The 13,480-nt window shown below is 64.0% G+C and carries 9 protein-coding genes; all 9 read left to right on the plus strand.

What is annotated here, in order from left to right; all coding sequences use genetic code 11:
* The first annotated feature begins 31 nt into the window (after positions 1 to 31).
* The 9 genes from AWB66_RS14660 (at position 32) to AWB66_RS14700 (ending at position 13,436) form a co-directional block, all read left to right on the plus strand.
* The gene (locus AWB66_RS14660; RefSeq protein WP_087631003.1) at positions 32 to 1,690 is read left to right on the plus strand and encodes a sugar ABC transporter ATP-binding protein; all 1,659 of its coding nucleotides are present in this window, start codon (positions 32 to 34) and stop codon (positions 1,688 to 1,690) included.
* A complete protein-coding gene (locus AWB66_RS14665; protein WP_087631004.1) occupies positions 1,691 to 2,692 on the plus strand; it encodes an ABC transporter permease in 1,002 nt (333 codons plus the stop codon). It abuts the gene before it with no gap.
* Between the two features lie 192 nt (positions 2,693 to 2,884).
* On the plus strand, positions 2,885 to 3,931 hold the full coding sequence (locus tag AWB66_RS14670) for a LacI family DNA-binding transcriptional regulator (protein WP_087631005.1): 1,047 nt from the start codon (positions 2,885 to 2,887) through the stop codon (positions 3,929 to 3,931).
* A 32-nt stretch (positions 3,932 to 3,963) separates the two neighbouring features.
* Positions 3,964 to 4,923 (plus strand): ribokinase, encoded by a 960-nt coding sequence (rbsK, locus tag AWB66_RS14675; RefSeq protein ID WP_268811150.1) that lies wholly within the window; start codon positions 3,964 to 3,966, stop codon positions 4,921 to 4,923.
* 211 nt (positions 4,924 to 5,134) lie between these two features.
* Positions 5,135 to 6,877, plus strand: coding sequence for a methyl-accepting chemotaxis protein (locus AWB66_RS14680; RefSeq protein WP_125469730.1), 1,743 nt, complete (start codon positions 5,135 to 5,137; stop codon positions 6,875 to 6,877).
* 189 nt (positions 6,878 to 7,066) lie between these two features.
* Positions 7,067 to 7,828 carry a 2-keto-4-pentenoate hydratase gene (locus tag AWB66_RS14685; RefSeq protein WP_087631007.1) on the plus strand — a complete coding sequence of 254 codons (762 nt, stop codon included), beginning with the start codon at positions 7,067 to 7,069 and terminating at the stop codon, positions 7,826 to 7,828.
* A gap of 556 nt (positions 7,829 to 8,384) precedes the next feature.
* Entirely contained in the window at positions 8,385 to 10,307 is a 1,923-nt protein-coding gene (locus tag AWB66_RS14690; RefSeq protein ID WP_087631008.1) for a PrkA family serine protein kinase, read from the plus strand.
* 193 nt (positions 10,308 to 10,500) lie between these two features.
* The gene (locus AWB66_RS14695) at positions 10,501 to 11,766 is read left to right on the plus strand and encodes a YeaH/YhbH family protein (protein ID WP_087631009.1); all 1,266 of its coding nucleotides are present in this window, start codon (positions 10,501 to 10,503) and stop codon (positions 11,764 to 11,766) included.
* Positions 11,767 to 11,912: 146 nt separating this feature from the next.
* Positions 11,913 to 13,436 (plus strand): SpoVR family protein, encoded by a 1,524-nt coding sequence (locus AWB66_RS14700; RefSeq protein WP_407642285.1) that lies wholly within the window; start codon positions 11,913 to 11,915, stop codon positions 13,434 to 13,436.
* The last annotated feature ends 44 nt before the right edge of the window (positions 13,437 to 13,480 follow it).

Here is a 13,480-nt window from a genome sequence, read left to right on the forward strand (position 1 = left end):
AGCGAGCGTCGCTTTTTCCACTAGGAACAGGATGCCCAACCAAGCCCAACCTGCAACCGCCATCGACGGACCGGGAGCGCCGGGAGCGCCTGCCGTGCTCAGCGTCGCCGGGATCGGCAAGACCTATGTCGAGCCGGTCCTGTCGGACGTCTCGCTCGCGCTGCACGCCGGCGAAGTGCTCGCGCTGACGGGCGAGAACGGCGCGGGCAAGAGCACGCTGTCGAAGATCGTCGGCGGGCTCGTCACGCCGACGACCGGCACGATGACGCTTGCCGGCACGCCTTACGCGCCCGCGAGCCGCAGCGGCGCCGAGGCGCTCGGCGTGCGCATGGTGATGCAGGAACTGAATCTGCTGCCGACGCTGTCGGTCGCGGAGAACCTCTTTCTGAACCGGCTGCCGACGAAGGGTGGCCGGCTCGGCTGGATCGACCGCCGCACGCTCGCCGAGAACGCGCGCCACGCGATGGCGCAGGTCGGGCTCGATGCGATCGATCCCGACACGCCGGTCGCCGCGCTCGGCATCGGCCATCAGCAGATGGTGGAGATCGCGCGCAACCTGATCGGCGATTGCCGCGTGCTGATTCTCGACGAACCCACCGCGATGCTGACCGCGCGCGAAGTCGATCTGCTGTTCGAGCAGGTCGAGCGCCTGAAGGCGCGCGGCGTGGCGCTCGTCTTTATCTCGCACCGGCTGGACGAACTGAAGCGCGTCGCCGAGCGCGCGGCCGTGCTGCGCGACGGACGGCTCGTGCACGTCGGCGCCATGCACGAACTGTCGAGCGAGCGGATCGTCACGCTGATGGTCGGGCGCGACATCGGCGAGCGGATCGATCTCGGCGAACGGCGGATCGGCGAGGTGGCGCTGAAAGTGGAAGGCATGACGCGCGGGAATGTGGTGCGCGACGTGTCGTTCGAGGTTCGCGCAGGCGAGATTTTCGGCGTGAGCGGGCTGATCGGCGCGGGGCGCACGGAACTGATGCGCCTCATCTACGGCGCGGACGAAGCCGATGCGGGCGTCGTGAAGGTGGCGCACGAAGGGCCGCTCGAAGCCGTGCGGATCGCTTCACCCGCGGACGCCGTGAAGCACGGCATCGCGCTCATCACCGAGGACCGCAAGGGCGAGGGCCTCTTGCTGCCGCTGCCGATCGCCGCGAACATTTCGCTCGGCAACATCGGCGAGGTGGCGCGGCACGGCATCGTCGACGTGAAAAAAGAGGCCGCGCTCGCGCAGACGCAGATCGACGCGATGCGCATCCGCAGCTCGGGCCCGGCGCAGGCGGTGTCGGAGCTGTCGGGCGGCAATCAGCAGAAGGTGGTGATCGGCCGCTGGCTCGCGCGCGACTGCACGGTGCTGCTCTTCGACGAACCGACGCGCGGCATCGACGTCGGCGCGAAGTTCGACATCTACGCGCTGATGGGCGCGCTCGGGCGGCAGGGGCGCGCGCTCGTCGTGGTGTCGAGCGATCTGCGCGAACTGATGCTGATCTGCGACCGGATCGGCGTGATGTCGGCCGGGCGCATGACGGGCGTCTTCAGCCGCGAGACCTGGTCGCAGGATGCGCTGCTCGCCGCCGCGTTCGCGGGTTACGCGAATCGCGAGGCGATCATGCACGAGCCGCTCGAACCCGATGCGAAGGCCCCTGACATGCCGGGCGCGAGCGCGGCGGACAACAACACGTTGGAGCATTGAATGACGAGCCAGCCGAGCGGAACCCCTGTGCCGGCCGAGCCGCCGAAGGCGGCGAAGGCGGTCGGCACGCGACTGGGTTTTTCGAACTATCTCGGCCTCGCGGGCGCGCTGATCGCGATGATCGCGCTGTTCTCGACGTTGAGTTCGCACTTTCTCACCTACGACACGTTCAGCACGATCGCGAACCAGATTCCCGATCTCGTCGTGATGTCGGTCGGCATGACCTTCGTGCTGATCATCGCGGGGATCGACCTGTCGGTGGGATCGGTGCTGGCGCTGGGCGCGTCGGTGGTGAGCGTGGCGGCGTTGCAATGGCACTGGCCGGCGTTTCCCGCCGCGCTGCTCGGGCTCGCCTCCGCCGCGCTGACCGGCACGGTGACGGGCATGGTGACGGTCGCGTGGCGGATTCCGTCGTTCATCGTGTCGCTCGGCGTGCTCGAAGCGGCGCGCGGACTCGCCTATCAGATGACGAATTCGCGTACGGCCTACATCGGCGACGCGTTCGATTTCCTGTCGAATCCGATTGCTTTTGGAATTTCCCCTGCATTTTTGATCGCAGTTGCCGTAATGATAGTGGCGCACCTCATACTCACCCGGACGGTGTTCGGGCGCTATCTGGTCGGAATCGGCACCAACGAGGAAGCCGTGCGGCTCGCGGGCGTCAATCCGCGGCCTTACAAGGTGATCGTGTTCGCGCTGATGGGCGCGCTTTCCGGCCTCGCGGCCCTGTTTCAGATTTCCCGGCTCGAAGCCGCCGATCCGAACGCGGGCGCGGGCCTCGAATTACAAGTGATCGCGGCGGTCGTGATCGGCGGAACCAGCCTGATGGGCGGCCGCGGCTCGGTGATCAGCACTTTTTTTGGCGTGTTGATCATTTCGGTGCTGGCGGCGGGACTGGCGCAGATCGGCGCGAACGAGCCGACCAAGCGCATCATCACGGGTGCCGTGATCGTGGTGGCGGTCGTGCTCGACACGTATCGCAGCAGGAAACGCCGTGCGTGAACGCTGAACAGACCGGGCACGAGCCGGCAAGGCAAGATAGCAGGAAGCAACACGACAGAGCGGGTGACCGGACGGGGAACATCGACCGTCAAGGCGGATCGATGAAAGCAAGCGCGCGAAAGGGTTGCGCGTGCCGGTAGCCCTCCATCAAAAAAAGCAGGAAGCAGGACCAAAGCCGGAGAAGGACCAAGTATGGCGACGATCAAAGACGTGGCAGCCATTGCAGGGGTGTCGTTTACGACGGTATCCCACGTAGTGAACAATTCGAGGCCGGTATCGGCCGATGTACGGGCGAAAGTCGAGCGCGCGATCCGCGAACTGGACTACGTGCCGTCGGCGGTCGCGCGTTCGCTGAAGGCGCGCTCGACCGCGACGATCGGCCTGCTCGTACCCAACGCGACCAATCCGTATTTCGCGGAGCTGGCGCGCGGCGTCGAGGACGGCTGCGCGAAGAACGGCTACTGCGTGTTCTTCTGCAATTCCGACGACGACCCCGCCAAGCAGCGCAGCTACCTGCGCGTGCTGCAGGAAAAGCGCATCGACGGGCTCGTGATCGCCTCGGCGGGCGAGGACGCGGTGCTTGCGCAGTCGCTCGCGAGTTCGCGCGAGCCGCTCGTGATCGTCGACCGCAATATCGAGGGCGTCTCGGCCGATCTCGTGCAGATCGACCACGAAAAGGGCGCCTACCTCGCGACCCGGCATTTGCTGCAACTCGGCCACGCGGAAATCGGCTGTATCACGGGGCCGGTGTCGACGGCGGTAAGCGCGATGCGCGTGCACGGCTTCATCCGCGCGATGGCGGAGCGCGGCATCGAGATCGAACCGGGCGCGATCGTCGAAAGCGATTTTTCCGCGACGGGCGGTTACGCGGCGGCCTCGCAACTCTTCGATTCGATGAAGCCGAGCGCGATCTTCGCGTGCAACGACATGATGGGCATCGGCGCCCTGCGGGCGGCGGCGGAGCGCCGGATCAGCGTGCCGGGCGACTGCTCGATCATCGGTTTCGACGACGTCGAACTGAGCCGCTACACGTATCCGGCGCTGTCGACGGTCGGTCAGTCGGTGCGCGCGCTGGGCGAAATGGCCGCGTTGACGCTGATCGACCGCATCACCGGCAAGCTCGCCGGCACGACGCGCCGGCGCGTGGTGCCGCCGCGCCTCCTGTGGCGCGAATCGACGGCGGTGGTGTCCGAGACGCGCGTACCGAGGCGCACCGCCGCACAGAAGGGCGGCGCCTGACGACGCGGTCTGAACCCAGAACGGAGACGAATTTGCCCACGACGACCGCTCGAACCGCGCCTGCCAGCCCATCCGCCGACGACCGCCGAGGCCGCGTGGTCGTGGTCGGCAGCCTGAACATGGACCTCGTCGCGCGGGCGCCGCGCTTGCCCAAGCCGGGCGAAACGCTCGCCGGGCACGCGTTCGCGCAGGTGCCGGGCGGCAAGGGCGGGAACCAGGCGGTGGCGGCGGCACGGCTCGGCGCGCAGGTCGCGATGCTCGGCTGCATCGGCGACGATCCGAACGGCGCGACGCTCAGGCAAGGCCTCGAAGCCGAGTCGATCGACTGCACGGCGCTCGGCACGAGCGCATCGCCGACGGGCGTCGCGCTGATCATCGTCGACGACGGCAGCCAGAACGCGATTGTGATCGTCGCGGGCAGCAATGCCGACGTCACGCCCGCGACGATCGCCGGCAACGAAACGCTGCTCGCCACGGCGGACGTGATCGTCTGCCAGCTCGAAACGCCGCCGGACACCGTGCGCGCGGCGCTGGCCGCCGGGCGGCGCCTCGGCAAGACGACCATCCTCAATCCGGCTCCGGCCGCGAACGCGCTGCCCGACGACTGGTTCGCGCTCGTCGACTATCTGATCCCGAACGAACTGGAAGCCGCGACGCTCTCTGGCATCGAGATCGCCACGCCCGACGACGCCCGTCGCGCCGCTGTCGCACTGCGGCAAAAAGGGGCTCGCAACGTCATCGTGACGCTGGGTTCGCAAGGCGTGTTCGCGCTTCTCGGCGACGGCGCGGGCGAGCACATCGGCGCGCCGACAGTGCAGGCCGTCGACACCACCGCGGCCGGCGACACCTTTATCGGCGGGTTCGCCGCGGAACTGGCGCGCGGTCGCCCGGTGCCGGCCGCGATCGCTTTCGGCCAGCGCGCGGCGGCGGTGGCCGTCACGCGCGAGGGCGCCCAGCCCTCGATTCCGCACCGCAGCGAAATCGCGGAATAAACGTCCTCGGTGAGCGCAGAAAACGAACGTTAGTTCGCTTACCGCGTGGCGTCCTCCGAAAAATTTTCCTCAAGGTGCCCGTGGCGCACGCCGTAATCCGGAGATAAGCGGCGCGCACGGCGTCCCGCTTGCGGCGACGGCGCAAGGCTGTCGGCGATCCCAATGACCGCACTCGCTTCCGGCCTCAAGACACCGGGCATCAAGGACAATCATGACCAAGAGTTTGACGATCAAGGCCCGCCTCGGCGTTTCGATGACGTTTCTCGGCGCCTTGCTCATCGCGATCGGCGCGCTCGGCCTGATCGGCATGAGCCGTTCCAACGACGCCTTCCTCAATACGTTCTCCAACCAGATGCCGAGCGCGATCGCCGTCGGCAACATGGAGCTGTACGCGGCGCGCGAGCGCCTCGTGTTCGATCGCGCGGCGCTGCTCGCGGGCACTCCGGAAGCGACGGCCACCATCGACCGCTCGCGCATGATGCGTGAGCGCGCCGACAACTACTGGAAGGAATACAACTCGATGCCGCAGTCGCCGTCCGAAAGGGCGCTCGCGAACACCGCGCAGGCCCGGCGGCTCGAACTGCAAAAACGCGTGGACGCGGGCGTCGCGGCCGTCGTCGCCAACGATCACGACCGCATCGTGAGCGCGGCCAAGGAAATGCAGGCGAGCTACAACGATCTGTCGAACGCCAACGACGCGCTGCGCAAGGAGCTCACGGAAGGCTCGCGCAAGGCTTACGACGAATCGCAACAGCGCTTCGGCCTGTTCCGCACGGTGAGCATCGGCGCGATCGTCGCGGGACTGCTTGCCGCTGCCTTCGCGTGGGTGTCGCTGCGCCGCGCCATCGCCCGTCCGCTCGACGAGGCGCTCGGTCACTTTGACGCCATCGCCGCGGGCGACCTGCGCCGGAAGGTCCACGTGAGTTCGAACGATGAAATGGGCCAGTTGCTGCGCGGCCTCGCGAAGATGCAGGCGAGCCTCGTCGGCACCGTCGAAACGATGCGCTCGGGCAGCGAATCCATCGCCTCGGCGACGAAGCAGATCGCGGCGGGCAACATCGATTTGTCGTCGCGCACGGAAGAGCAGGCTTCGGCGTTGCAGGAAACGGCATCGAGCATGGAGCAGCTCACCGGCACGGTCAAACAGAACGCCGACAACGCCCGCCAGGCGAGCGCGCTTGCCGCGAACGCTTCCGAGATCGCCAACAAGGGCAGCGCGGTCGTGGGCCAGGTGGTCGGCACGATGAGCGAGATCAATCAGAGCTCGGCGAAGATCGCGGACATCATCACGATCATCGAAGGCATTGCGTTCCAGACCAACATCCTTGCGTTGAACGCAGCCGTCGAAGCGGCGCGCGCCGGGGAAGAAGGGCGCGGCTTCGCGGTCGTGGCAGGCGAAGTGCGCACGCTCGCACAACGCTCGTCGGCGGCGGCGAAGGAAATCAAGGAACTGATCGACACGTCGGTGTCGCGCGTGCAGTCGGGCACGACGCTCGTCGACGAAGCGGGCCGTACGATGAACGAGATCATCGGCGCGGTGCAGCGCGTGACGGACATCATGGGCGAGATCGCGGCGGCATCGGAAGAGCAGAGCAGCGGCATCGACCAGGTGGCGCGCGCCGTCACGCAGATGGACGAAGTGACGCAGCAGAACGCGGCGCTCGTCGAGGAAGCGGCTGCGGCGGCGCAATCGCTTGAAGATCAGGCGGGCAGTCTGCGACAGGCAGTCGCCGTATTCCAGCTCGCCGAAGGCGCCGGCAACGCAGTCCAGCAGCCCGTCCCGGCGCGCGCGGCGGTGAAGCGTCCGCCAGCGCCGCGAGTGTCGGCAGCTCCGGCTTCGTTCAAGCGTACGCCGGCCGCGGCCTCGACTTCGACGTCGACTTCGACCGTGCAGCGGGGCGCCAGCCCGGCTGCGGCCGTGGCGAACGCCGCGGGCGACTGGGAAACGTTCTAAGCCTCCCGATCCGGTCCGAGACCGGCCATGACACTCGACGACGCGCGCCGCGAATCCTTCGCGGCGCGCGTTTGTCTTTGTAACAGAGTCTTGCGCGCGGGGCGTGAAGTGGAAGCGAGTCCGCAGAAGGGCCCCGGTAACTCGTACACTGCGAGTACCGTGCTCTAACCTTCACCGAGGACTTCCGACATGACCGAATCGAGACTGGCCGCGCAACTCCTGCACGCCCGCGAGCAGCACGCGCTGATCGACGAGATCGCCGCCCGCGACATCCCCGAGGATGCCGGCGCCGCCTACGCGATCCAGCATGAGGTCCTGCGGCTCAAGGGAGCGCGCATCGGCGCGTGGAAGATCGGCGCGCGCACGCCGTCGGCGCCGCCCGCGGGCGCGCCTATCGACGAATCGCTCGTCTACGCGTCGCCGGCGCGGCTCGAGATCGCGTCGTTCTTTCGGGTGCTGATCGAGCTGGAGATCGCGTTTCGCTTCGAGCGCGCGCTGCCGCCGCGCCCCGAACCGTACGCGCGGGAAGAGGTGCTCGGCGCGCTCGGCGGGATGACGGTGGCGCTGGAGATCGTCGACAGCCGCTTTGCGCAGTGGCCGAATCTCGCGCCGCTCGCGCAACTCGCCGATGCACAGAACAACGGTGCGCTCGTCGTCGGCGGGATCGAGCCCTACAACGTGATCGCGCCCGGTTTCGACTTCCTCGCGCCGCGCCTCGACCTGACGCTCGACGGCGTCTCGATCGTGCCGGCGGGCGTCGGCAACCCGGCGGGCGATCCGCGCGAACTGCTCGTCTGGTTCGCTAATCATTGCTCGCAGCGCGGGCTGACCGTCGAGCCGTTCTGGACCGTCACGACCGGGACTTATACCGGCGCTTACCGCGTCGAAGTGCCGGGCGTGGTGCGTGGCTCAATCGACCGCATCGGCGAGATCGAACTGACGCTCGTGTGAATGGGCAACGTGGATCGACTGTTGGACTTACGCAGCAGTCAAACGACGGCGGCGCGGTTAAATCCACAAGCCTGTAAAGGGTATCGAATTGCGCCGCACTGCGCGCATGTATTGCCGGACGCGAATGAATAACGGTAAGCGAAAGTTACAAGCCAATCGACACCCGCGATTCATGCAACAGAATGGAAATCCCCGCGCGAAACTGCATCGGAACGGGGCAGGCAAACGTATGGGAACGAACGATGCGAAGCACAACGCAGGGCACGCTCGGCGCGCAATAGCGCATCGAGTGAACCGATCGTGGCTGTGGATAACTGTGCTGTTACGAGGTGAAGCGAACAGGCGGACAAGGCTTGCAGTAACACGATAGGGACATCGGGACTGAGGATTGTAGGTGAACGAAAATAATCCACCAAGCTAGGAATTCTTCGAAGCAAATCACCCACGCAAGTGCGTGAAAAAAAATTCGAAAGGGTTTAGGATGAATTCAAGCGATGTCGTTTCGATTACGCGCGTGGCGCACGGCAACGTTTTCTGACTTCGGCGAGGAGGTAGCATGGATATCTACAGCAGTTTCGCGACCCGCTTCGAAAAAACACGAGAGGAGGAATTCTCGCTCGAAGAGTACCTCGCGCTCTGCAAAGAAGATCCTGCCACGTATGCAACAGCGGGCGAACGCATGTTGACGGCCATCGGTGACCCCGAGCAGGTCGACACACGACTCGATCCGCGTTTATCGCGTGTGTTTGCGAACAAGGTCATCAAGGTGTATCCGGCATTCCGCGAGTTCTACGGGATGGAGGAAGTGATCGAACACGTCGTGTCGTATTTCCGGCACGCTGCGCAAGGTCTTGAAGAGAAGAAGCAGATCCTGTATCTGCTCGGTCCCGTGGGCGGCGGCAAGTCGTCGATCGCCGAACGGCTGAAGCAACTGATGGAGCGCGTGCCGTTCTATTCGATCAAGGGTTCGCCCGTGAACGAATCGCCGCTCGGTCTCTTCGACTACGACGAAGACGGCCCCGTGCTCGAAGAACAGTACGGCATTCCCCGCCGGTATCTGAAGAGCATCCTGAGCCCGTGGGCGGTCAAGCGCCTTCACGAGTACAACGGCGACATCCGCAAGTTCCGCGTCGTGCGCCGCTACCCGTCCATCCTTCGTCAGATCGGCATCGCGAAGACGGAGCCGGGCGACGAGAACAACCAGGACATCTCCTCGCTCGTCGGCAAGGTCGATATTCGCAAGCTCGAAACCTACTCGCAGGACGACGCCGACGCGTACAGCTACTCCGGCGGCCTGTGTCTCGCGAACCAGGGCCTGCTCGAATTCGTCGAAATGTTCAAGGCGCCGATCAAGGTCTTGCACCCGCTCCTCACCGCCACCCAGGAAGGCAACTTCAAGGGCACGGAAGGTTTCGGCGCGATCCCCTTCGACGGCGTGATCCTCGCCCACTCGAACGAGTCGGAGTGGAAGGCGTTCCGCAACAACAAGAACAACGAGGCACTGCTCGACCGGATCTTCGTCGTGAAGGTGCCGTACTGCCTGCGTTACGGCGAAGAGGTGAAGATCTACGAGAAGCTCTTGCGCAACTCGTCGCTGGCCGAAGCGGTATGCGCGCCCGGCACGCTCAAGATGATGGCGCAGATGGCCGTCCTCACGCGCCTGCACGAACCGGAGAACTCCAGTCTCTTCTCGAAGATGCAGGTCTACGACGGCGAGAACCTGAAGGACACCGACCCGAAGGCGAAGTCGTATCAGGAGTATCGCGACTTCGCGGGTGTCGACGAAGGCATGACCGGCGTCTCGACGCGCTTCGCGTTCAAGATCCTTTCGCGCGTGTTCAACTTCGATTCGACCGAGGTCGCGGCCAATCCGGTGCACCTCATGTACGTGCTCGAACAACAGATCGAACGCGAGCAGTTCCCGCCGGAGACGGAGCAGAAGTACCTGTCGTTCATCAAGGACGTGCTGGCTTCGCGCTACGCCGAATTTATCGGCAAGGAAATCCAGACCGCTTATCTGGAGTCGTATTCGGAATATGGACAAAACATCTTCGATCGCTATGTGACCTACGCCGACTTCTGGATTCAGGATCAGGAGTTCCGCGATCACGATACCGGCGAGAGCTTCGACCGCGCGGCGCTCAATGCCGAGCTGGAGAAGATCGAGAAGCCAGCGGGCATCAGCAACCCGAAGGACTTCCGCAACGAGATCGTGAATTTCGTGTTGCGCGCGCGGGCGGCGAACGGCGGGAAGAATCCGGCGTGGATCAGCTACGAGAAATTGCGCGTGGTGATCGAGAAGAAAATGTTCTCGAATACGGAAGAACTTTTGCCTGTGATTTCGTTCAACGCCAAAGGGTCGGCCGAAGAACAGCGCAAGCACGAGGACTTCGTCAACCGGATGGTCGCGAAGGGTTACACGCCGAAGCAGGTTCGGCTGCTCTGCGACTGGTATCTGCGCGTGCGCAAGTCGTCGTGACCGAGGTGCGGGCATGAGCATGACACAATCGTGAAACCCTACGTATCAGGTCCGCGCCAAACCGCTTCGATTCGAAGCGGCCCGGCGCGGGCGCCTTGCGAGGCGTGACCGAGGGCAGCCGCCCCGGCCATTGCCCGGGCGGAAGTCCGCGCAGCGCCTCGCTTTCCTCGCTTGATAACGCGGGAGACTGGATGTGCTGCACCAAATCATCGACCGCAGGTTAGCCGGTAAGAACAAGAGCATCGCCAACCGCGAACGCTTTCTGCGCCGCGTGAAGAACTACATTCGCCGCGCGGTCTCCGACGCGGTGCGCGACCGCAGCATCAAGGACATTCAAAACACCCAGAGCATCACGATTCCGAAGAAGGACATCGCCGAACCGTCGTTCCGGCATGGCCCTGGCGGCAAGCGTGAACTCGTCCACCCGGGCAACGCCGACTACATTCGCGGCGACAAGATCCAGCGCCCGCAGGGCGGCGGCAGCGGCGGCGGCAAGACCGCCAGCAACGAAGGCGACGGCCAGGACGACTTCGTGTTCGAACTGTCGCGCGAAGAATTCATGCAGTATTTCTTCGACGATCTCGAACTGCCCCGGCTCGTCAAAACCCAGTTGCTCGCCGTGCCGACGTGGAAGAACGTGCGCGCGGGCTGGGCGGCCGAAGGCACGCCGAACAATATCGACGTCGTGCGCTCGCTGCGGAGCGCGCTCGGCCGGCGCATCGCGCTCGGTTCGCCGTTGTCGAGCCAGTTGCGCGAGATGGAACGCCAGCTGGAGACGCTCAAGGAAGAAAAGGGCGATCCCGAAGACATTGCGCGGCTCGAAGCCGACATCGTCATCATGAAGGGGCGCATCACGCGCATTCCTTTCATCGATCCGTTCGACCTGCGCTACGTGAACCGCGTGAAGCAGCCGACGCCTTCGAGCAAGGCCGTGATGTTCTGCCTGATGGACGTCTCCGGTTCGATGGACGAGCAAAGAAAGGACTTGTCGAAGCGCTTTTTCATCCTGCTGTATCTGTTCCTGAACCGGAACTACGAGAAGATCGAGGTGGTGTTCATCCGCCACCACACGCGCGCCGAGGAAGTCGACGAAGACACGTTCTTCCATTCGACGGAAAGCGGCGGCACGGTCGTATCGAGCGCGCTGGAACTCATGAAGAAGATCATGGACGAGCGCTATTCGCCGACTGAATGGAATATTTACGGCGCACAGGCCTCGGACGGCGACAACTGGACCGACGATTCGCCCAAGTGCCGCAAGCTTCTGTCGGAAGACATCCTGCCGAAAGTGCGGTATTTTGCCTATATTCAAGTAGCGCCCGAAGAACAGAACCTGTGGCTGGAATACGCGCAACTGGCGTTGAGCGCGCCCGAGCTTGCGATGAAAAAGGTCGAATCGGCAGCGGACATCTATCCGGTCTTCCGCGAACTGTTCGAGAAACAACAGGCGGCTGCATGACGACAAGGCATCTGCATAACGAAGCGCGCGGTTATCACCTGGACGGCAAGAGCGACCACGGACCCGACGAACGCACGGAAAACGGGTTGTCGAAGCTGGAAGCGGAGCAACGGAGCGCGCCCCACGCGGGGCGGAAGGAAGGCAGCATGAATGTTGCGGAAAAGAGGCCGTTGCCGTGCCCGTCCGACTGGACCTTCGAACTGATCGAGGAGTACGACACCGAAATCGCGCGCGTCGCCGAACGGTACAAGCTGGATGTCTATCCCATCCAGCTCGAACTGATCAGTGCCGAGCAGATGATGGATGCGTACGCGTCGGTCGGCATGCCGGTGAACTACCGGCACTGGTCGTTCGGGAAACACTTTCTATCGACCGAGAAAAGCTATCGGCGCGGGCAGATGGGCCTCGCGTACGAAATCGTCATCAATTCGAACCCCTGCATCGCGTATCTCATGGAAGAGAACACGATGACGATGCAGGCGCTCGTGATCGCGCACGCCGCCTACGGCCACAATTCGTTCTTCAAGGGCAACTACCTGTTCCGGCTGTGGACGGACGCGCACGCCATCATCGACTACCTCGTCTATGCGAAGAATTACATCGCGGAATGCGAGGAGCGTTTCGGGCTGGACCGCGTCGAGGAACTACTCGATTCGTGCCATGCGCTAATGAATTACGGCGTGGACCGCTACAAGCGGCCGCAAAAACTGTCGCTCGCGAAGGAAGCGGCGATGCGTCGCGAACGCGAAGCGTATCTGCAATCGCAGGTCAACGAACTCTGGCGCACGCTGCCGAACAAAAAGGAGCACACCGCCGAGGAAACCGAAAGCCGTTATCCGCCCGAGCCGCAGGAGAACCTGCTGTATTTCGCGGAAAAGAATGCGCCGCTTCTGGAGCCTTGGGAGCGCGAAGTGATCCGCATCGTGCGCAAGGTCGGACAGTATTTTTATCCGCAACGCCAGACGCAGGTCATGAACGAAGGCTGGGCGACGTTCTGGCACTACACGCTGCTCAACACGCTCTATAACGAAGGCCGTCTCGAAGACGGCTTCATGATGGAGTTCCTGCATTCGCACAGCAACGTCGTGTATCAGCCGCCCGTGACGAAGCCGTATTACAGCGGCATCAATCCGTACGCGCTCGGCTTTTCGATGATGAGCGACATTCGCCGTATCTGCGAAAATCCCACCGACGAAGACCGCGAGTGGTTCCCCGAACTGGCCGGCAGCGACTGGCTGGAGTCGCTGCATTACGCCATGCGCAACTTCAAGGACGAGAGCTTCATCGCGCAGTATTTGTCGCCGCATCTGATCCGCGAGATGCGGCTCTTCTCCATTCTCGACGACGACATGCGCGAGGCGCTCGAAGTCTCGGCGATCCACGATGAAAGCGGCTATCGCTACGTGCGGCAGGCGCTGTCGCGGCAATACGACATGCATCACCGCGAGCCGAATATCCAGGTGTATTCGGTGAATACGCGCGGCGACCGGAGTCTCACGCTGCGTCATTTCATGACGGACAACCGCCATCTCTCGAACGACAGCGACGAAGTGCTGAAGCACATGGCGCGGCTGTGGCAGTTCGACGTTTATCTGGAAAGCGTCGACGAGAACGGGACGGTCAGGAAGCGCTTCGAGTGCAAATACGTGCCGACGCACGACGGGCGGTAAGCGTCACGTCGTTCAGACACAAACCGGCTCTTTCGAGCCGGTTT

It is taken from the genome of Caballeronia telluris (genome assembly GCF_001544495.1).
GTDB classification, from domain to species: domain Bacteria; phylum Pseudomonadota; class Gammaproteobacteria; order Burkholderiales; family Burkholderiaceae; genus Caballeronia; species Caballeronia telluris.

Excerpts from the sequence above, each read along its gene's own strand:
- AWB66_RS14700 (WP_407642285.1), top strand. The coding sequence starts at position 11,913 with ATGAATGTTGCGGAAAAGAGGCCGTTGCCGTGCCCGTCCGACTGGACC.
- AWB66_RS14685 (WP_087631007.1), top strand. The coding sequence starts at position 7,067 with ATGACCGAATCGAGACTGGCCGCGCAACTCCTGCACGCCCGCGAGCAG.
- AWB66_RS14670 (WP_087631005.1), top strand. The coding sequence starts at position 2,885 with ATGGCGACGATCAAAGACGTGGCAGCCATTGCAGGGGTGTCGTTTACG.
- AWB66_RS14660 (WP_087631003.1), top strand. The coding sequence starts at position 32 with ATGCCCAACCAAGCCCAACCTGCAACCGCCATCGACGGACCGGGAGCG.
- AWB66_RS14665 (WP_087631004.1), top strand. The coding sequence starts at position 1,691 with ATGACGAGCCAGCCGAGCGGAACCCCTGTGCCGGCCGAGCCGCCGAAG.
- AWB66_RS14690 (WP_087631008.1), top strand. The coding sequence starts at position 8,385 with ATGGATATCTACAGCAGTTTCGCGACCCGCTTCGAAAAAACACGAGAG.
- AWB66_RS14680 (WP_125469730.1), top strand. The coding sequence starts at position 5,135 with ATGACCAAGAGTTTGACGATCAAGGCCCGCCTCGGCGTTTCGATGACG.